Source organism: Marinomonas sp. TW1, from assembly GCF_001625355.1.
Lineage (GTDB): Bacteria > Pseudomonadota > Gammaproteobacteria > Pseudomonadales > Marinomonadaceae > Marinomonas.
Genome location: NZ_JSEE01000005.1, coordinates 116,087 through 136,214, shown reverse-complemented (window position 1 = coordinate 136,214; position 20,128 = coordinate 116,087). Strand labels below are relative to the sequence as shown.

Annotated in this window: 20 protein-coding genes; 6 read left to right on the top strand and 14 right to left on the bottom strand. The window is 44.2% G+C overall.

The genetic code is table 11. From position 1 onward, the window contains the following. Positions 1 to 155 precede the first annotated feature (155 nt). From rsmB to def, 3 genes are all read right to left on the bottom strand, one after another. Complete coding sequence (gene rsmB, locus OA79_RS06010) at positions 156 to 1,559, bottom strand: 16S rRNA (cytosine(967)-C(5))-methyltransferase RsmB (protein ID WP_063332317.1); 1,404 nt, start codon at positions 1,557 to 1,559, stop codon at positions 156 to 158. Then, positions 1,556 to 2,551, bottom strand: coding sequence for a methionyl-tRNA formyltransferase (gene fmt / locus OA79_RS06005; protein WP_063332316.1), 996 nt, complete (start codon positions 2,549 to 2,551; stop codon positions 1,556 to 1,558). Before fmt ends, rsmB begins: the two co-directional genes overlap by 4 nt. Before the next feature lie 136 nt (positions 2,552 to 2,687). Continuing rightward, positions 2,688 to 3,206: a peptide deformylase gene (def, locus tag OA79_RS06000; RefSeq protein WP_063332315.1), complete on the bottom strand. Its 519-nt coding sequence runs from the start codon at positions 3,204 to 3,206 to the stop codon at positions 2,688 to 2,690. 264 nt (positions 3,207 to 3,470) lie between these two features. Between def and dprA the strand changes: the two genes are divergently transcribed. Beyond that, positions 3,471 to 4,763 carry a DNA-processing protein DprA gene (gene dprA, locus OA79_RS05995; RefSeq protein ID WP_063332314.1) on the top strand — a complete coding sequence of 431 codons (1,293 nt, stop codon included), beginning with the start codon at positions 3,471 to 3,473 and terminating at the stop codon, positions 4,761 to 4,763. 132 nt (positions 4,764 to 4,895) lie between these two features. Here dprA and OA79_RS05990 read toward each other — a convergent pair whose 3' ends face one another. Continuing rightward, positions 4,896 to 5,315: an RNA-binding S4 domain-containing protein gene (locus tag OA79_RS05990; protein ID WP_063332313.1), complete on the bottom strand. Its 420-nt coding sequence runs from the start codon at positions 5,313 to 5,315 to the stop codon at positions 4,896 to 4,898. Between the two features lie 42 nt (positions 5,316 to 5,357). Between OA79_RS05990 and cysQ the strand changes: the two genes are divergently transcribed. Beyond that, positions 5,358 to 6,212, top strand: coding sequence for a 3'(2'),5'-bisphosphate nucleotidase CysQ (gene cysQ, locus OA79_RS05985; protein ID WP_063332312.1), 855 nt, complete (start codon positions 5,358 to 5,360; stop codon positions 6,210 to 6,212). A 44-nt stretch (positions 6,213 to 6,256) separates the two neighbouring features. On the opposite strand, the gene OA79_RS05980 is transcribed toward cysQ, so the two are convergent. The 3 genes from OA79_RS05980 to OA79_RS05970 are packed head-to-tail and all read right to left on the bottom strand — an operon-like array spanning position 6,257 to position 7,611. Next, the gene (locus OA79_RS05980) at positions 6,257 to 6,838 is read right to left on the bottom strand and encodes a DUF4865 family protein (protein WP_063332311.1); all 582 of its coding nucleotides are present in this window, start codon (positions 6,836 to 6,838) and stop codon (positions 6,257 to 6,259) included. Next, entirely contained in the window at positions 6,835 to 7,239 is a 405-nt protein-coding gene (locus tag OA79_RS05975) for a tautomerase family protein (RefSeq protein WP_063332310.1), read from the bottom strand. Before OA79_RS05975 ends, OA79_RS05980 begins: the two co-directional genes overlap by 4 nt. A 9-nt stretch (positions 7,240 to 7,248) precedes the next feature. After that, positions 7,249 to 7,611, bottom strand: a complete 363-nt coding sequence (locus OA79_RS05970; protein WP_231908816.1) for a carboxymuconolactone decarboxylase family protein — start codon at positions 7,609 to 7,611, stop codon at positions 7,249 to 7,251. 117 nt (positions 7,612 to 7,728) lie between these two features. Here OA79_RS05970 and OA79_RS05965 point away from each other — a divergent pair, with 117 nt between their 5' ends. Further along, positions 7,729 to 8,604: a LysR substrate-binding domain-containing protein gene (locus OA79_RS05965; RefSeq protein WP_063332309.1), complete on the top strand. Its 876-nt coding sequence runs from the start codon at positions 7,729 to 7,731 to the stop codon at positions 8,602 to 8,604. Positions 8,605 to 8,636: 32 nt separating this feature from the next. On the opposite strand, the gene OA79_RS05960 is transcribed toward OA79_RS05965, so the two are convergent. Continuing rightward, a complete protein-coding gene (locus tag OA79_RS05960) occupies positions 8,637 to 9,242 on the bottom strand; it encodes a TetR/AcrR family transcriptional regulator (RefSeq protein ID WP_063332308.1) in 606 nt (201 codons plus the stop codon). 170 nt (positions 9,243 to 9,412) lie between these two features. On the opposite strand from OA79_RS05960, the gene fabF reads away from it, so the two are divergent. Continuing rightward, positions 9,413 to 10,687, top strand: coding sequence for a beta-ketoacyl-ACP synthase II (gene fabF, locus OA79_RS05955; protein WP_063332307.1), 1,275 nt, complete (start codon positions 9,413 to 9,415; stop codon positions 10,685 to 10,687). 114 nt (positions 10,688 to 10,801) lie between these two features. Here the strand turns inward: fabF and OA79_RS05950 are convergent, their stop codons facing one another. The 4 genes from OA79_RS05950 to OA79_RS05935 form a co-directional block, all read right to left on the bottom strand. Beyond that, a complete protein-coding gene (locus OA79_RS05950) occupies positions 10,802 to 12,121 on the bottom strand; it encodes a TRAP transporter large permease (protein WP_197465363.1) in 1,320 nt (439 codons plus the stop codon). After that, the gene (locus tag OA79_RS05945; RefSeq protein ID WP_063332306.1) at positions 12,114 to 12,671 is read right to left on the bottom strand and encodes a TRAP transporter small permease subunit; all 558 of its coding nucleotides are present in this window, start codon (positions 12,669 to 12,671) and stop codon (positions 12,114 to 12,116) included. Before OA79_RS05945 ends, OA79_RS05950 begins: the two co-directional genes overlap by 8 nt. A 124-nt stretch (positions 12,672 to 12,795) precedes the next feature. Beyond that, positions 12,796 to 13,824 carry a TRAP transporter substrate-binding protein gene (locus OA79_RS05940; protein ID WP_063332305.1) on the bottom strand — a complete coding sequence of 343 codons (1,029 nt, stop codon included), beginning with the start codon at positions 13,822 to 13,824 and terminating at the stop codon, positions 12,796 to 12,798. 398 nt (positions 13,825 to 14,222) lie between these two features. After that, a complete protein-coding gene (locus OA79_RS05935) occupies positions 14,223 to 16,112 on the bottom strand; it encodes a methyl-accepting chemotaxis protein (protein ID WP_063332304.1) in 1,890 nt (629 codons plus the stop codon). 391 nt (positions 16,113 to 16,503) lie between these two features. Here OA79_RS05935 and OA79_RS05930 point away from each other — a divergent pair, with 391 nt between their 5' ends. Beyond that, entirely contained in the window at positions 16,504 to 17,442 is a 939-nt protein-coding gene (locus tag OA79_RS05930) for a LysR family transcriptional regulator (RefSeq protein ID WP_063332303.1), read from the top strand. 26 nt (positions 17,443 to 17,468) lie between these two features. Here the strand turns inward: OA79_RS05930 and OA79_RS05925 are convergent, their stop codons facing one another. Next, complete coding sequence (locus OA79_RS05925; RefSeq protein WP_063332302.1) at positions 17,469 to 18,368, bottom strand: LysR substrate-binding domain-containing protein; 900 nt, start codon at positions 18,366 to 18,368, stop codon at positions 17,469 to 17,471. A 107-nt stretch (positions 18,369 to 18,475) separates the two neighbouring features. Here OA79_RS05925 and OA79_RS05920 point away from each other — a divergent pair, with 107 nt between their 5' ends. Further along, complete coding sequence (locus tag OA79_RS05920) at positions 18,476 to 18,667, top strand: hypothetical protein (protein ID WP_063332301.1); 192 nt, start codon at positions 18,476 to 18,478, stop codon at positions 18,665 to 18,667. Positions 18,668 to 18,755: 88 nt separating this feature from the next. Here the strand turns inward: OA79_RS05920 and gabT are convergent, their stop codons facing one another. Continuing rightward, positions 18,756 to 20,033 (bottom strand): 4-aminobutyrate--2-oxoglutarate transaminase, encoded by a 1,278-nt coding sequence (gabT, locus tag OA79_RS05915; protein ID WP_063332300.1) that lies wholly within the window; start codon positions 20,031 to 20,033, stop codon positions 18,756 to 18,758. Positions 20,034 to 20,128: the final 95 nt, after the last annotated feature.

The window sequence follows — 20,128 nt, the reverse complement described above, 5'->3', positions numbered from 1 at the left end:
GATCAATTATCTTCAATACGGTGAGGTTATTTTTATCTTCTTTATGGTGATTTAAATCTGTTTCCATGAGTTTAAAAAAACTCCTAACTGTGTTTCACATGAAACACAGCATCCATGAAAAGAGAATAAGAGGTCTTCTAATGCTAACTACACGGCTAAGCAGACTTCTGGAGTAAGCAATAATAGAAACCATCATTTCCATTTAGAGTGGGAAATAATTGTTTCCCATGGCTCACATCGAGTCCCCAATTTGAATCTAAGTCTGCATTCAAATGATTTAAAGGCACTTCCTTAGCATCGGTGTGTTCTGACAAAAAAGTCGCTATCTGTTGTTCATTTTCTTCGGGCATTAAAGAGCACGTTGCGTAGAGCAAATGACCATTTGGTTTTAGTGTCGCCCACACTGAGTTAAGAATGTTTTTCTGTATGTGGGTCAGCTCTTCAATGTCCGCCGGTTTACGATTGAGTTTAATGTCAGGATTGCGACGAATAACCCCTGTGGCCGAACACGGCACATCGAGAAGGATTTTGTCGTAGGTTTGTTTGTCCCACCACTCTTCGACTTCTGATGCATCTGCACACAGTAACTCGGCGCAATATCCAAGGCGCTCTAGATTGGATTCAATTTTTTCAAGACGCCAAGCTTCTAACTCAATGGCGGTCAAGGACGGTAAGCGTTGGCTGCTCGTTTGAGTTTCACTTTGGTCGCCCTTCTGATCTTTAATCTGCGAGTGACTCATGCATTCTAGTAAGTGGCCTGTTTTACCACCTGGAGCAGCGCAAGCGTCGAGTAAGCGTTCATTTAGGGTTGGATTTAAAATCTCACCAGCCAGTTGCGCGGCTTCATCTTGTACGCTGCAGAGGCCATCTTCGAAGCCTGGTAATTGATTGACTGACATGGCTTTAGATAGGTACAGCGAAGCATTTGATAAACGACCAAGTGTTGTTTCTATGCCCAATTCATTTAATGTTGATTGGTATGTTTCACGTGAAACTCTATCCAAGTTAACTCGAATACACATTGGTGGATGAGCATTGCTGGCATCGATTATTTGCTGGAAATCGTTTGACCAATGTTTTTTATAGCGTTTAACCAACCATTTTGGATGGTTGAATTCAACTGATGGCATCTGCATAAGATTATCGATAATCTCAAGCTCTTCTCGTTGGTAACGACGCAACACCGCATTCATCAGTTTCGTTGCCCAGTCCTTGTTCAGTTCTCGACAGGCCTCAACAGATTCATTTACCGCGGCGTGATCTGGCGTTTTCATGTAGGACAATTGATATAGACCCAAAAGGAGAATCGCATACAGATCTGTATCCTTCTCTTCAAAAGGGTGTGTTAACAAACTCAGAGCCACACTGTTAAGTTTTGGGTATTGGCGGCAAACACCAAAGCAAAACTCTTTTAGTAACGCTTGTTGGTCCGTGGCCAGCTGCCCCTGTAATCGGTTTAGCTGTGTGCTTAGGGAGCCCTGTTGAAGCAAGACATTGGTTAGCACTTGTATGGCGACTTGACGTGGCGTTTGTGTCGCGGCTTGTTCTATGTGGCTCATGATTGTACTGCCTGTTCAATGGTGCTGAATTGCTTACCAACTTCTAATGCGGTTTTGTGTTTGCCGTTTAGAGCGTCTTGTACCTTCATGCGTTTACCACCAGCAAATTGCAATTCAGTAATCAGCAATGCCCCTTCACCGGTCGCAACAAGGACACCGTTCTTATCACTTTTAAGGATGGTTCCGGCAGCAAGCTCTGAGGCGGACGACGCATCTGAGGCACTTGCTGCATGAATTTTCATGCTACCCACTTGGCTAAACGTATAGGCAGCAGGCCAAGGAGATAATGCTCTTACCTGACGCTCAAGCAACGCGGAGGTATGAGACCAGTCAAGGTTGCCTTCTTGCTTGGTGAGTTTCGCCGCATAACAGGTGTTGGCTTCGTCTTGTGGTTCAGGTGTTATCTCAGACGCTTTCAGTTTTTCTAAGGCGTCAATCAATGCCGTTCCACCTAAAGTAGCTAATCTATCGTGGAGTGAAGCATAGGTTTCCGTCGCGCCAATGTCACATTGTGCTTTTAACAACATGTCGCCCGTATCGAGGCCAACGTCCATTTGCATAATGGTGATTCCTGTTTGCTCATCCCCTGCGATAATAGCGCGATGGATCGGAGCCGCACCACGCCAGCGAGGCAGTAAGGAGGCGTGTACATTGATACAACCCATTTTCGGTGTCTCTAGAATGTCCTTTGGCAAAATGATGCCATACGCAGCCACAATCATGATATCGGCATTCAGCTCTGCCAACTGCTTCTTATCGTCTTCTTGTTTGAAATTTATTGGCTGGTAAACCGGAATGTCATGCTGAACCGCCAATTGCTTCACTGGGCTTTGTACCAGTTTCTGCCCTCGACCTGCTGGGCGATCTGGTTGGGTGTAAACACCCACCAACTCATATTGGTTCTGGTCTTTATGCGCAATCAGAGCGTGTAAGCTGGCCGCTGCAAAATCGGGTGTTCCAGCAAAAACAACACGAAGTGGTGAAGAAGTCATGTGGATTCCTTAACGAAAAAATCAGGCTAGAAGCCTGATTTTGATAACGAGTTACCGTGAGATAAGTGCTCACGAAGTTCAAATGTTTTTCTGTTTCTCCTATTGTCGGATAACAACTGGACAACAGGGTGCTTTGTTATTGAGCGTTTTTCTGAGCCAGTTTGTGCGCTTTCTCGAGTTTGCTCTTAATGCGGTTACGTTTAAGAGGCGATAAGTAATCAACAAACAGCTTGCCATCTAGGTGATCAATTTCATGTTGTACACACACCGCCATCAATTCATCAACATCCATCTCAAATGGTTTGCCGTGTCGATCTAGGGCTTTTACTTTGACTCTTGCGGCACGATACAGGTGTTCATAAAACCCTGGAACGGATAAGCAACCTTCTTGAAATTCATTAGGTTCATCATCCAAAACATCAAATTCAGGATTGATAAAAATGATGGGTTGATTGCGTTCTTCAGAGTGATCCATGACAACCACTCGATAATGATAGTCCACTTGAGTCGCCGCTAAACCAACGCCATTTTCATCATACATAGTGTCTAACATGTCATCGATTTTAGACTGCAATTCGTCCGTAAAATCGCTGACAGGTTCCGCTACTTTGCGTAAGCGTGGGTCTGGGTATTCAAGTACAGGTAAAACCGCCATGTTGTATTCCAATAATCTCTTTTAAATAAGTTGGCAGGCAAGGGAGAACAAAAAATGATAGGTTTAGTCTCCAGGCTCTGCATAGGTTAATAAGTGTATTGTAACGCATGTGGCGGGATTGGGCAGTCTTCTCATGGCGGTTTTTTACCCAATATGATTCAATGGGTCTGATAGTTGTGTTCTATTTTAACGATATTGAATCACCAAAATGCTACTTGGCAGGATGCCAATGGCGAATACTCGTTCTGCAAGGATGCCAAAAAAATGTCTACCTCTTCCCTATTACGTCAAGAAGATTGGCTTTGCTTGAGCTTTTTATCCGGTATTGGTCCGGCTCGTCTATCTCGACTATTTACCTATTTAATGCATTTAGAGAATTCGACAGTCTCTGATTCTCCTCATTCCTTAGCATTAGATGATCCGCTTACAATGCGTCGTATGTCAGAAAGTCACATAGATTCGGTATTATCTTATGATGTTTTGAGGTCTTTAAAGTGGCCAGATGTCACCGCACGTGAAGCGATGGCGTATTTAACCACTGGACGATTGAATGATGCACAAGAAAAGAAACGCCAAGATGCTCTAGCTTGGTTGGAGCAAGAGGACCATCACCTTATTTTACCAACGCACTCAGCTTACCCTGAGGCATTAAAACAAATCAGTGTTGCGCCCACTTTATTATATGCAAAGGGAAATTTAACGGCGTTAACGTTTCCAAAGTTTGGTATTGTCGGTGCCAGACGCTGTTCAAGCTATGGGCGAGATATGGCGTATCATCTGGCTTATGAATTGTCAGCCTTAGGCATTGCCATTGTCAGTGGCGGAGCAATGGGGATTGATACCGCAGCGCATCAAGGCGCATTAGCCTCTAAGCAGACCCCTAGTATTGCCGTGATGGGGACAGGGCTCAAACATTTATACCCGCAAAAGAATACCCCAGTGTTTGAACAACTATTAGATCAAGGTGGCTTGCTTATAAGTGAATACCCACTAACCACGACACCCAAACCCAGTTTATTTCCTCCTAGAAATCGCATTATAAGCGGTTTGAGCATGGGCGTTCTGGTGGCTGAAGCGTCTCTCAAAAGTGGTTCACTGATCAGTGCCAGTTATGCACTACAACAAAATCGTGAAGTGTTTGCTTTACCTGGTCGGATTCATGATGCTAACGCAGCGGGTTGTCATCAGCTTCTTCGTCAAGGTGCGACCTTGGTCCGTAATGTTCAGGACATTCTGGATGAATGTCCTGATGACTGTCTGCCAATGAACAAGACCATAGCAGCAGATAAGCCACACCCTTCATCATCGGATGCTCATCCTCGTCAGACGGTTCTCTTTGAGCAAGATAAAAAACACACGGCTAAGCCGGTTCCTGAATCACTCTCATCGAATGCGAAACAAATTATTAACTGTATCGATGATCAAGCAAGATCAATGGATTTTGATGAACTGGCGCGCGCGACCAAACTCAATGCTAGTGGGTTAATGCAAGCACTCATGGAGTTAGAATTGAATGCTTGCCTAGAAAACAAAGACGGTCGCTATGTACGTCTTTAGTCTTTATCTTTAAGAGTGCAACACAGGGAAAAGTGCAACACAGGGAAAAGTGCAACGCAGGGCTGTATTGTCGAAATAGCCAAATTGTCTAATGATAATTACAAGCGGATAAATATCGGTTAGAGCATGTCATTAATCCATGCCACCAAAGATGTCTTGTTTTAACTGTTTGATGTCACGACGCTCTTTCTTATTGGGTTTATGATCTGCCATGATACGACCACCAAAAGACTTGTGCTCCAATGCTCTTTTTTCTCGCTTTTCAATAGACTCAGGCGTTTCTTCATAAAGCAGCTTAGCTTCTGGCGCCCCTCTTCTCTGACCACTAATGCTTTTTATTTCTACGACCTTCTCATCCCAGCCAATTCGAATACCGATCAAAGCGCCGACTTCAACATTACGACTGGCTTTGCCCTTACTACCGTTATAGGTAATCTTACCTCCGTCAATGGCGTCTTTACTGAGCGAGCGAGTTTTGAAGAATCGTGCCGCCCAAAGCCACTTATCTAAACGAACAGCTTGTAGTTCTGACTGTTTTTCTGTTTTACTCATAAGGAATACATTGACCTATATTGTTGTCATATTGAGGCTGTTATGCAGGACGTTAATCAACACCCCGTTTTTCAAGCGCTACAAAAAATAATACACGATGCAGCCACAGCGATCATGGAAATTTATCAACGTGCCGATTTGGGTATTCAACAGAAGTCTGATGATAGCCCTGTGACAGCGGCTGACTTGGCAGCTCACCGTGTGATTATTGCGGGTTTGCAAGTACTTACACCTGACATACCAATATTGTCTGAGGAAGGGACGGTTAAATTTGAAGAGCGCGTTCAATGGCCATGCCTTTGGATCGTTGATCCTTTAGATGGCACCAAAGAATTCATTAAACGGAATGGTGAATTCAGCATTAACATTGCATTAGTGCAAGATGGCAAACCCATTGTTGGAATGGTCTATTTGCCAACCACATCAGAAGGCTATTTTGGTGTTACTGAAGCTTGGCGAGACTTGCCGGTTGGTGCGATTAAATGGCATGACGACGTAGATCGTGAAGCGTCATATGAATCTATTAATGTTAGAGAGCCAAGAGAACCTATTATTGTCATGACCAGTCGCAGTCATGGCCCTGCCCTGCCTATTGATTTAAAAAACACGCTAAAAGCCAATTATGAGCAAGTCAGAGAGTTGCCTAAAGGCAGTTCAATTAAGGGGTGTCGCATTGCAGAAGGAATTGCCGATTTACACCTACGTCGTGGCCCCACCAGTGAATGGGACACGGCAGCACAACAAGCGATCATTGAAGCGGCTGGCGGCATGTTGGTAACACCAACCGGCAAACCTTTCCGTTATAATCAACGTGAAACCCTACTCAATGGGCATTTTTTTGTGTCTGGCCCAGAGCTTGCTCCAAGCGTAATAAATTGGTACAAGTCACAACACTAAGGTTAATCTTTACCTTAGTGTTGTGATTCTTCTTGCTAAAAATTTTATTTAGCCACATAACCCACTTGAAAAGTGTTTAGCTCCGCACCTCTGTTTGCATCAAGTCGAGTAAGCTCTTGCCGATCAATAGTCGAACGGAAAAACAACCAAGTATGTAAATTCCACATTTTCGTATCGAGCGCGACAATGTAAGCCGTTACCTCAGAATGGTTAAAATTATCAGCTAGCGCTTGTTGCTGTGTTAATAACGTTCGAATATTTGTGTCACGTGAAACATTTTCTTTGCTAGCCAAGACATATCGACTGTCACTTACATTTGTATATTGTTTATGAATAAAGGGTAAATAACTACAAACTTCAGGCCGTCCGAAAGCTTGCTCTAAGTTGTGGTATCCATCAGACGCTAAAAACTCTTTCATACCGTCGCTACTGTTCCAAAAGTAGAAAGGTGCGTAGTTGTTTTCTAGTTGATAAATATCAGGACTATCTTGTTCTTGAAACATGAATGCCTTGAAGCCTAAATCAGGAAAACCATTTAGCTTATGGCCGTTTTGCTCTATGCGTTGGCGTATTATATTCATATCAAATTGAGCTGGCAGGGCGAATTGGTACTGCATGATAATCATAGTAATACCTCTTTTGGTAATACAGCGCTTTGTCCTTCGCTAAACGACCAATCACTGATGTGGTTAAAATGTATGACAACCATTAGGTCGGTTGTGGCTAAACCTAGTTGTGCTTTGAAGCTCTTAGCTAATGCTTGATAAAGTGCCTGTTTTGCTTCGGGCTGACGAGGTTTGCCCGCGAGTATTTTAATGAGTATCCAATCTTTGGAACGCTGCCCTGTTGATACACCATAGTGCAAGTCGAAAAACCGTCGTTCTGATGCGATAGGATGGAAAACATGAAATCTGTCTTCTTCTGGTACATCAAAATGCGTAACTAACTGATCATGTAAAATGTCGGAAATGCATTTAAGTTCTGTTTTTGATTTGTGCTCGGGAACAAATAGCTCGATGAATGGCATATAAAGCTCCTAATTATCTTCAGTGATCAAGGTTTGTAGCTGGGTGCTTGCCGCGGCTGCAGAAGGCCAACCTGCGTAAAACGCCAGATGCGTTATCACTTCAGCTAATTCTTCATGACTTACCTTATTATCGTTCGCTTTTTTTAAATGAAATAACAACGGCTCTGGACGAGCTTGTGTGATTAAACTGGCAATGGTGATGAGGCTACGTTCCCGTGCGCTTAATTGCTTCGTACGTTGCCAGACTTGGTCAAATAATACTTGGTCCGTTAGTTTGGCAAACTCAGGTGCAATATGGCCAAAATGCAGCATACCTTGGTTAGATGTTTCCTGTGCTTCTGGCTCATGATTGAAAGGTGTTTGAGAGGACATGCGATACTCCTAAAATCAGTCTTGTTGAGTGAACGAAACAAGACTAAACTCTCTATACTATTCTGAATATCAAAACATTTGATATTAATAGTCCTGAAAATAGGGATTGAAAATTGTATGCGTAAACCCACATTAGATTTAGAAGCCTTGCGTTCATTTGTGATGGGCATTGAACTGGGTAGCTTTGCAAAAGCGGCGGAACATTTGAGTCGATCTACTTCCGCAGTCAGTGCCCATTTAAAAAAACTCGAAGAGCAAATCGGTCAGCCATTAGTTCATCGTGATGGACGGAATGTAAAGCTGACATCGGCGGGCCAACGTTTAATGAAACCGGCTAAGCAATTGTTAGCGGTGAATGACGATGCTTTTTTATTGCTCAAACAAGGCCAAATTAATGGTCGAGTGCGCCTCGGTTTACAAGAAGACTTCGGCGAGCAAGTACTCACAGAAACCCTTGCGCGTTTTAGCCGCGCTTTTCCTGATGTAGAGATTGAAGTTAAAGTCATGCGCAATGCGAAACTACAAGAAGGTATTGCAGCAGGCAGTCTAGACTTGGCTCTTGTCTGGGCGCTAGATCCACCCCAGAGTGCGTCCGTATTAGGAACCTTTCCAATGCAATGGATTGGCCCAAAAGACTATGCCATTACATTAGATAAGCCTCTGCCCTTGGTGTTATTCGAACGACCCTGCTTAATGCGAGAGCAGGCTTTGCAAGCATTGGATCAGCAGGCTTTGGGCTGGCGTATTGCTTTGACTAGCCATAGCCTATCGGGAGCATGGTCTGCGGTTGAGGCGGGATTAGGGATTACCGTTAGAACGATTGCTGGCATGCCCAAGAGTCTATCTATTATTGAAAGTGAATACTTACCTACTCTTCCCTTTCTGCAACTATTGATGTTAGAAACGGAGGGGACGAAAAATGCAGCGGTTCAGGCGTTGCAAGATACGCTAGAAGAAACGCTTCATCAGCGCTTTTCTGCCTTGGTGTGTTGAAATACCATGCTATAAAATGCTCTGTTCTGTCGCTAGGCGGTGCTTTTTAATCCGCTATTGAGCCGAGAGACGATACGGACTTTTGCACGTTTTAAAAAATCGTTTTGCAGTGGTTGCGCAAAGGAACGTGCGATAGCCACGGTGCCGACGAGTGACACCACGGTTTCTTCGGCTAAGGCTTTTGCTTCTTGGCCACTGCTTTTTTTCAAGGCATGTTTTTGTAAGATAAGGGCAAGGCGATCAACCAAGCTATCGAAGCAGGCTTGATAAGCTTGACGAACCTTTTCTTCCTTGTGTGCTGCATCGGTTACTAAAAATTCTAATGGTGATGGGTGTTCTTCGTCGCTTTTACTCCAGTTCAAATAACGAGTCACTAGAGCTTTGATGTGGGTTTCTTTGTCTTCGCTTTGCTTGTCGTTTCGCGCCCAGAAAGCATGAGAGGTAGCAAATTGCATGGCGGCTTCGTAAAGGCTGCTTTTCCCTGAAAAGTGCGCATAGAAAGCACCGTGGGTCATATTGGCTTTCGACATAATTTGCGTCAAAGTGACGCGGTCAAATCCTCTGGAACAAAATAATTTTGCCGCCGCCACCAAAATACGTTGGCGAGTTTGCTCTTTGTGTTGCTGAGTATAAGGCATCTTGTTTCCTCCTGAATTTAACCATCTTGCATTAAGTCATGTTGACGTAAACAAAATATTATCTTGATCATATTAAGTCTCACTCTAGCATGGGTAAGGTCATTTTGCAGAGATCAAATAAAACGATCAAAAATGCAAAACCACTTATTTGAAATGCAGAGGGTTAACTCATGTCTTCACAAGATCGAATCGTTATTACCGGAATGGGCTTGGTATCGCCACTGGGCGTTGGCGTCGAATCCGTTTGGGCAAAACTGATTGCTGGTGAATCTGGTATTCGCACTTTACCCGATTCCATAGCCGCAAACTTATCAACTAAGATTGCCGGGCAAGTGCCGAGTATTACGGAACAAGAGAATGGATTAAATGAATCCGACTATCTGTCACCAAAAGAAAGAAAAAGAGTAGATCTGTTTACACTGTTTGCTTTAGCCGCAGCGGATGAAGCACTAAAACAGGCAAATTGGCTACCTGAGACGGAACAAGACAAACAGGCGACGGCCACAGTGATCGGTACGGGCATAGGAGGCTTTCCTACCATTACTAAAGCCCATACAACATTACAGGAGTCTGGTCCAAAACGGATTTCTGCTTTTACGGTACCTGCCTTTCTGGCTAACCTCGCGGCAGGCAACGTGTCTCTAAAATATGGTTTCAAAGGCCCTATTGGTACACCGGTTACGGCGTGTGCGGCTGGTGCTCAGGCCATAGGCGATGCTATGCGTTTGCTGCGATCTGGTGAAGCTAAGGTAGCCTTAGCTGGCGGCACAGAAGCTTGTATTGATACTTTATCATTGGCTAGCTTTAGTGCTTTGAAAGCATTATCAACCAATAACGATCACCCTGAGCAAGCATCAAAACCTTTTGACTCTGAGCGAGATGGTTTTGTCATGGGGGAAGGTGCTGGTCTCATTGTTATGGAGACGTTAGAGCATGCTCTAGCAAGAGGTGCGACCCCTTTAGTTGAAGTTGTCGGTTATGGCACCAGTGCCGATGCGTATCATTTAACCTCTGGCCCTGAGAGTGGCGAAGGTGCCGCTCGCGCGATCTCGGCAGCCTTAACGATGGCAGGTATCAGGGCAGACCAAATTGGTTATGTTAATGCACATGCCACGTCGACGCCTGTTGGGGATCGTGGTGAGATTAATGCCTTAAAAAGCATCTTTGGCGATGCCGTGAGTCAAGTAGCGGTCTCTTCGACGAAATCCTCTATTGGGCACTTACTTGGCGCGGCCGGTGGTGTGGAAGCAATCTTCAGTGCGCAAAGTATTCTCACTGGTAAGTTACCTGCGACACTGAACTTGCATCAGCCGGAAGACGGCATCAAGGATATGGATTTGGTGCCGTTGGTTTCACGTGAAAAACAAGTGGACTATGTATTGTCTGATAGCTTTGGTTTTGGTGGTGTAAATGCCGCCATAATTTTAAAGCGGTTTGAGCAATAACAGTGGCTTAGAGGCAGCAGGCGATTAAAAGATAAGCATAATAAAAAAGCGGCTCTGTTCTAATCACAGAGCCGCTTTTATTTTTATTCATTTAGAGTGACAGGAATACAATCGTCATCCCATCAATTTGTTTGGTAACCACATCACCAATTCAGGGAAACACATACAAATGATCAACACCAAGAGTTTTATAAGAACAAACGGTGTCACGGATTTATAGATGTCCAACATGGTAATGCCTGGTGGCGCGATGCCTTTTAAATAGAATAAGGCAAAACCATAAGGTGGTGTTTGTACGGCTATCTCGATGTTAAGAATCATTAAGATACCAAACCAGATAGGGTCAAAACCTAACGACACCGCAATTGGTGTGAAGATTGGCGCACACATCAAGACAATAATGAATTCATCAATAATGAAGCCAAGCAATAACATGATTAGCTGGAACATAATGATGACCATCATTGGCGATAAGCCTAGGTCTTGTGTGAAGCCGGCGACCATGTTCTGTACGCCCATCAACAGATGGAAGTTACTGAAAACCGTGGCCCCAAAAATGATCCACATGGCGACACTGACCAACAAAGCGGCTTGCATGCCAGCATTACGAACCATGCGAGGTTTAAAACGCTTAAAGAGGATTGCCAAACAAATGGCACCGACCACACCGATTGCGCCGGATTCTGTTGGGGTCGCAACCCCCATGATAATACTACCCAATACCGCTACAATCAGTAGCAATGACAACAGACCATCACGAGCCGTAAACCATTTTTCTTTTAATGTTGGTGGTACATCTGGCGCTTTGTCCAAAGGGGCTTTGCTGTGATCCAGCTTACACGAAATCACCACATAAGTGATCAGTAACACAATGGTGATTAAGGCTGGTACCAAGGCCGCAATAAACATGCGCCCTACTGAGTTTTGCGTGGAAGAAGCAAACATGATCATTGGGATACTAGGGGGAATCAAAATCCCCAGACCACCACCAGCCATGATTACACCCAAGGCCAAACGCTTGTTGTAACCACGTTCTAACATAGGACGTAAGGCAATGCTGCCAGAAGTCATAATGCCGGCACCTATGATGCCAACCATGGCACCAATCATAGAACACACAATGATAACGCTGATGGCTAATGAACCACGTACTTTACCAATCAACATTTGACTGGCGTTAAACATGGCATCTCCGATGCCAGAGCGGGTCAGCAGCTGCCCCATGTAAATATACAAAGGGATGGCTAACAAAATGAAGCTAAAGTGTGTCGCTTCTAAGGTGGTGGGAATGACATTAAATAAACCGTCTCCCCAAGTAATGTAACCTACTGCCATGGCGATACCGCCTAGGCCCAAACCAACTGGTGCACCCAGTGCGAAGGTGACTAGGATACAAAGTAATAAAACGCCGGTAAGCAGCTCAATACTAATCATGAGGCGTTTCCTCTACATTTCGAATGGAATCTGGAAGTAATGTCTTGCCAGTAATCAGGTGAAAACCTTCTTCTAATAAATCACTGCTTAATTGCAAACCAAGCATAAAGCTGGCAACGGCCATCATGACCCAGTAATGGTGCATATGAGGCGCCCATTCACTTTGACGGCGATAGTTGAACTGTAAGGCTTCTTCGAATTTGCCGATGCTCATTTTGCAAATAATGGCGACAAAGAAGATAGCGAGACAGAATGAAAGAATATTGAACAAACTGCGCATACGTGGCGACACTTTGTTGTAAAGAATATCGACGTTGATGTGGGCTCGCTGCTGTTGCGCGTAGGCTCCACCTAAAGCGGCAATGTAACCAAAAATAAACAGGGATAAGTCGTATGCCCAAATCGTTGGCTTATTTAAGAAGTAGCGTGAGAAAACCTCAAAAGCGACGACAAAAGCCAGCACTGGCATCAAATAAGATATGGATTTGCCGACAAAGGCCACCAGCGCATGAATGGTAAGGCAATAACGCCTAATCGCTGTCTCTATCATTGTGTAATACCTTAAAAGGATGGGAAGGGTTGGTTGTGCGTTATGACAAATTATTAAAAACAAAGGAGACAGTAAAATATGTCTCCTTTGTTTATTGTATCAATCCCTTGATAGAAAGGCTGAATTAGTTCGCTTCTTTACGAAGTACTTCAATCAACTCAGCACTGTATTTATCAGATTTAGCGTACTCATCCCACAAGCCTGCGCCTGCTGATTGCCAAGCAGCCTTATCAGCATCACTTGGTGCTGGGCTCCATTTTAGGCCTTTCTCTTCCATCTCAGCCACGGCTTGAGATTCCCATAGCTTAGACTTAGTCAACTGATCGCGAGCGTGGACAGTTGTCGCAGCAGAAACGATTGCTTGAAGGTCTGGAGACAATTTGTTCCAAGCATTGCGGTTAACTATGATTGGCAACACTTGTGCGCCCGCTAGAGGAAGTGGGTACATGTACTTCGCAACTTCAACGTGATTACCATCGCGGTGGTCAATCATGTTAGAACCGATAGAACCATCGATTACACCAGTAGACAAAGAAGTGTAGATCTCACCCCAAGCTAGAGAAACAGGTGAAGCACCTAGATTACGTAGGAATTTACCATAAGCACCTGGCGCACGGATTTTCAAACCTTTGAAGTCTTCAATGGATTTGATTGGTTCTTTTGTTAAAACGTAAACGGCTGGCTGAATGTATGGGTCAAGCCAAACAAGACCTTGTGAACCGTAAGCTTCTTTAAGGATAGGTGCCCATCCTTTTTCTTGGAACAAGGTCGTCAATTCCGTTGCGTTATCAGTACCACCTGGTAGACCAATTTCCACGATGCCTGCCGGTAGTTCACCAGCGTGCATAGATTGGAAAGGCGCGCCCATGGAAATCAGGCCAGTTTTTACGGCACCTAGAATTCCTGTTGTACCGACACCTTCACCAGAATAAAGTACTTGAACCTTGATACGGCCATCAGACATAGTTTCAATGTTTTTCGCCAAGCTTTCGTATACTTCACCGAACGCACTGCCTCGGCTATATAGGTTAGCGAAACGCCAATTGTGATCTGCTGCTTGAGCCGCAGTAGAAGCGACAGCTCCTAAACCAAGCGCCACAGCTAATGAACTTGCGACCAAACGTTTTTTTGCTTTTTGAATCGTCTTTAACATGAACTACCTCATAAACAAAGTTTGCAGAAAAAGGTCACCAACCAGATGTTGTGACAACTTGTATTTGATACTTTCAAAAAGCCAACTAGCGTTAAAGCATACAAAACCCATCTAAAGTTTTGCCATCACCAAACTATTGAAAAATAAAAAAGCCTTTTAAAATCAGCCAACTATAAAGAAAAGCGCACCATTAAGATGCTTTAGTGCTCTATTATGGTGCGCAATTAGGTTAACTTTAAATCAATAATAGCATGAGTAAATCTATTCTATCGCATTGAAATATCTGCATATTTTTTGCAATTTTTAAGATAATTGGGCAACGGATGATTCTAATTTATCGTTGCCCTAAAATGGTGCTTTTGTGAAAATTGATTTTCGAAATCCTGTCATTCAGCTCATTAAGACAGTTCAAAACCTTGAATTTGTTTGGCCAATTGTTTTGTTTGTTGGTGAATATTATCGTTAGCAGATTGGATGGATTCTGTAGCAAAGTGATTTTCCTTGATCTCTTGAGCGATGATATCCATGTCTTGTGCCATTTGTGTCGTGGTTAAGGCGACTTCTTGAATCGCTTGGCTGATTTCTTGGCTGTTTTTCATGGCGTCCAAGGTGTTCTTTTCAATCTGATGTATGGTGGTGACAGCGTTCTCACCTTGATCTTTGCTCTGCTCAACTTTAGATAAACTGTGAACCATGGCTTCAATGACGGCTTGTGTCTCTCGCTGAATGTTCTCCACCTTACTGGTGATGTCGCCAGACGCTTTCACGGTTTGCTCTGACAGCGCTTTGACTTCATCCGCAACCACGGCAAACCCGCGACCGGCCTCTCCAGCTCTGGCGGCTTCAATGGCGGCGTTAAGGGCCAGTAAGCTAGTTTGCTCTGCAACACCAACGATTAGCTCAATCACCACATCGATTTCTTTAGATAACGCGCCCAGTCGATCCACCCGATTATTGGTCTGTTGAATGGAGTCTGCTACATCACCAATGCTGGTCATGGCTTGCTCCATCGTCTTCGCACCATGGCTGGCCGATTCATACGCCAGTTGAGCCCCACTTTCGACGGCTTGCGTCATATTACGGACTGTGTCTGCTGTGGCCGAAATTTCTTCTGTTGAGGCGGCTAAGGTATGGCTACGATCACGAATGCGCTGACTGCCAGTGACGATGGTTTGAATGCCAGTATCTAATTCATCGGCGGTGACAATGAGGTGCTGATTGCTGGACAGTAGATGACCAACTAATTGATGCAACTCATTCGACATTTGATAAGAGGCAATAGAGAGTTGCTGGAACTCATCTGGCTTATTGGTTTTGACTTGAAAGCGTTGCGAGGTCAATTTACCGTGTGCGACTTGTGTCAGCATTTTCAAGACAGAGGACAGGTTTTGATTTAAAGAGCGCATGACACCAATTAAAACAAAGCCGATAAACGCAGCAAGTAATAGGCAAGCGATGATCAAAGAATTGCGTGCTTGTTGTGCTGTTTGTTTGGAGCGTTGTTGCGCTTGGGTGAGCAGTGTGCCCTGTAAATAGTCCGCACTTTGATCCATGGATTCTGTAAAATCATGACTCAACTTAGCCAGTGCGACTTGTTGTGACTTTATGGTCATGGCGCGATCGATAACAGGTGTTAAGGCGTCTTCATAAGTTTGAATAAAAGGGTTAAAAACATCCCCAAAGCCAATGTTATTAACGTTGTTTTTTAGTTGGTTAATGGCCTCAAACAAACTGCTTCTATGATCTTCATCTCGATAAGCTAGGAAGTTCTTTTCTTGATTACGAACTTCTTTAAAGCTAGCCGCAAAGCTTGCCAGAGTACTGAATTGTTCTTCTAAAACCTGTGCGGATTGATTCAGCTCACGCAGCGCGCCGGATTCTTCGTCCAATCCTAAGGCTTCTAATTGCGTTAGTTGCTGACCTAGGGCCTCAATATAGTTTGGTAGAATGGCCTGGCTTTGATTGAGGTATTGTGTGCCACGCTCTCCAACTAGATTGGCTTTGATGTCAAAGCCTGCGCCGGTAGTTTGTTGGATGTTGGCCAGCGTATTTCGAACTTGAGGTAGACTGCCGGTTGTGACGATCGACATGGTTCGTTCAAATTTCAACAACGCGACTTCGATGTTTTTCACTTGAGTGGTTAACGCACTTAATTGACTGGCATCGTCAGCAGCACTCGACATTTTTGCCAAGTTATATATGGCATAAGCGCCAAAACCAGCATAACCAATAGATACCATGATCACTATGGCGATGAGTTTCTGACGGACGGATAACGCGATCGACATATTAAGCTCCCTAGAATCGCTTTTTCAAATAGGCTATTTGTAAAATTAAAAAAGCCCGCCTACCCAAATAGATAGACAGGCCAAAAACAAATATGCTGGAAGGTCGAAATGAAAGATGCGATAGGCAAAAGTCCATTTCTAAGGTATAACCGAGCAAACACGTTACTTTCTCAGTAATCAGATCATTGAGATCACGAGCGTGTTTGACCTGTATAACCTTAATCAAGCCCTAAGTCGGATGAAAGCAGGATCAATCAATGTAAAGTTAGAGGATCAACGAACTTAGTTGCTAAAATAGCAAGGAATAAGGGATGTCAGTGTCTACCCTGTTAAGGTCAGAAGAAGGATAATTGACTCATAATAATGAATCACAAAGGCGAATGAGGCAGAGATGAGCGCAAAAAACTATTCACTAGGACAAGTTGGTGATTATGAAATCAAACAGCTTAAAGTATTCAAGACGGTAGTGGACTGTGGTGGCTTTTCAGCAGCGGAAACCTCATTAAACATTGGTCGTTCGACCATTAGCTTGCATATTTCGAACTTGGAAGCACGCTTGAACTTGGTGTTATGCAAACGTGGCCGAGGCGGGTTTTCCCTGACCGAAGAAGGCATCATTATTTATGAAATGACAGAAAAACTACTGGAATCTCTGGATGCGTTTCGAACCACAGTGAACAATCTCAATGCCAGTTTGACCGGTCAGCTACGACTCGCTTTATCAGACAAAGTGAGCTTGGATCCGCGTAGTCACTTTCCCGAATTAATCCAACGTTTTGTCAGTGATGCCCCAGAGGTATCCATCACGACAAATGTATCGTCCATGTCGAATATCGAAAGAATGATACTAAACGATGAAGCGGACATTGGTTTTATTCCTTATCACCGCAAGTTAGATGGTCTAGATTACGTGCATTTGTACAGCGACGACTGTTATCTTTATTGTGGTAAGCATCATCCATTAGCGAGTTTGTCTGAAGTTGATCAAGTAGAACAAGCTGACGTTTACCCTGCTACTCATGCCGGTTTAAAGCCTCATGAAGCAGTGAGTGAGCAAATTTCACATATGAATCTCACCGCCATATCTTATTTTTACGATAGTCGCTTAGCATTGATTTTATCAGGTCAATACATAGGGTTTTTGCCTGAACAATATGCTCAACCTTATGTGGATCGCGGCGACATTCTTGCGGTTGCACCTAACAGTAAGTCTTATACTTTAGGCGTCGCTGTGATTTGTAAGAAAACCACTCAGCCGAATAAACCTCGCGAGCTGTTCCTTCGAGTGCTACATCAGACGGTAGAAGAACTCATCGTCGCGCCTTATTAATGTCTAGCTGTGCGGAAATACGTGATTTAACCGCTGCATTGATTGTCTATTTCCAGTAGCCAATCCACAAATGACTGTATTCTTTTTTTCCGTGGTGAGCTTTTGGCGTAGCACAAATAGAATTCAATGGGCGTGTTGAGTGCTTTAGGGTAAGCCTGTAATAAAGAGCCCTCATCTAATTCTTTTTGCACCATAAACCTAGGGCACAAAAATACACCATGTCCAGCTTTGACCGCGCTAATGCCCATATACCAAGAGGTGACTTCTGCCCAAAGTAATTGGTCACTGTTTAGGGCGGAAATCTGTTGTTCATTGAACCAAGTACGCCAACGATACTGAGGTAAATCAACTTGAATTAGCCAGCAGCGCAGTAAATCAGTTGGCTGTTGCACACCAATTCTCTTTGCTAACGCTGGTGAAAATACAGGGATGACTTCGGAAGACAGGAGTAACGCTTGCTCAGCATTGTCGTCTGTATTCTTATGATTATCGATAATGACATCCACTTTACCTGAGTGAATGTCTTCCCTTTCGTCAGAGGAAAAAAGTTTCACATTCACTCCAGGGTACAGATCAGAAAAACGCCACAATTTAGGCATTAAGCATAAAGAAACAAAGCTTTGTAACCCAGACACTCGTAACGTCCCTTCTAAAGGCTCGAGTTTCACGCTTTCCAAACCTTGACTGATGTGTTCGAAAGCTTGTGTGAGATGACTAGCCAACTCTTTACCTTGTACGGTGAGCCGCATTTCGCGTCCGACTCGATAAAACAAAGGCACACCGAGGTATTCTTCCAGTAAGCGAATTTGTTGACTGACTGCGGCCTGTGAAACATTCAGTTGCTCCGCGGCCTTGGTGTAACTTAAGGTCTGACTGGCAACGGAGAAATAATGACTGGCTTTAAGATGGGTCACTCTATGATTCATAGGCCTTAATCCATAAGATTTTCTAATCTTTCCCGTAAGAATATAACGTTCGTTTTTACCCGCTTTTGCCACCAGAATAAAGTGATAATTCAACAGGAGGTGAGAGTATGTGGGCACTATTATTGTGGTTAAATCAAAAAATATTACTATTAAACAATACGTTGAAAGAAAAAAGAGAAGAAAGGAAAAGACGTGAAGAATTACGAGAAGTGCATTTAGAGAGCCGTAATTTACCAGAGTATTTAAGAAAAGACTTAGGGCTACCTCCTTATGATTCCTATGATAAGCATGATCATTGAGAATATCGCCACGACATAAAAAAGCCACTTCCTAAGAAGTGGCTTGCTCTACTCATAACATGGAATGCAATAAGTTGAACGGAAGTCTTTAGACAAGCTCTTTAAAGCAGCGTTTGAAGATGTCCATACCTTCGTCGATGATGTCCATTTCGATGGTCAACGCTGGTAGGAAACGAATGACGTTACCGCGAATACCACAAGAAAGAAGCACTAAACCGTTTTCAGCGGCTTTCGCAGACAACTGTTTTGCTAACTCTGGGTATGGCTTGTTTACATCGCCATCGTGAACAAATTCCACCGCAATCATCGCGCCAGCATTACGGACTTCGCCGATGATCTGTGGGTATTCGGCTTGCATTTCAGTCAAGTGCTTCACAAAGTGATCACCCACTTGCACAGCACGCTCGCACAGCTTCTCTTCTTCAATTACGTCAAATACCGCAAGGCCGGCCGCACAACCTACTGGAGAGCCACCGTAAGTGCCGCCTAAACCTCCAGGAATGGGTGCGTCCATAATATCCGCTTTACCCACTACTGCCGCAATTGGGAAACCGCCTGCGATGCCTTTTGCCGCCGTCATCAGATCCGCTTCGATACCGGCTTGTTCGTGGCAGAACATAGTCCCTGTACGAGCAAAACCTGCTTGGATTTCGTCAAGTATTAACAAAATACCGTGTTCGTCACATAGCGCACGAAGCTTCTGTAGGAAGCTGGCTGACGCCATATAGAAACCGCCTTCACCTTGCACTGGCTCAATGATAATGGCCGCAACGCGAGAAGGTTCGATGTCACAAGTAAAGCGCAGTTGCAGGTCAGCAAGTGCTTGCTCTTCAGTGATGCCTAGGTACTCATTTGGGTAAGGTACGTGGAAGATATCGCTTGGGAATGGGCCAAAACCAATCTTGTAAGGGTTTACTTTACCCGTTAGACCCATGGTCATGTTAGTACGGCCGTGGAAACCACCGTTAAACGCGATGATGCCTGGACGACCCGTATGAGCTCGGGCGATTTTCACACAGTTTTCTACGGCTTCAGCACCTGTGGTCACAAAGATGGATTTTTTCGGCGTGTTACCAGGCGCTGCTGCGTTTAGCTTTTCGGCCAACTCAACAGCAGATTCATAAGGGCTAACCATAACGCAAGTATGTGTGAAGCGCTCTAGCTGTTCTTGCACAGCAGCCTTTACTTTCGGGTGATTGTGACCCGTATTGACGACGGCAATACCAGCACCAAAATCAATGTGGCGTTTGCCTTCAACATCCCAAATTTCAGCGTTTACTGCTCGGTCAACATAGACTGGCGCCATGTTTCCTTGGCCACGTGCAATGGCTACTTCTTTGCGTTTTTGTAAATCAGCGTTTTTCATGTGTACTACCTTAGTTATGAAAGCCAGTAATGTCGCACTGGCTTTGCCTTAAAGTCTAAAATGGATGACCGTTATCACCCTGCAAACAAACGAGA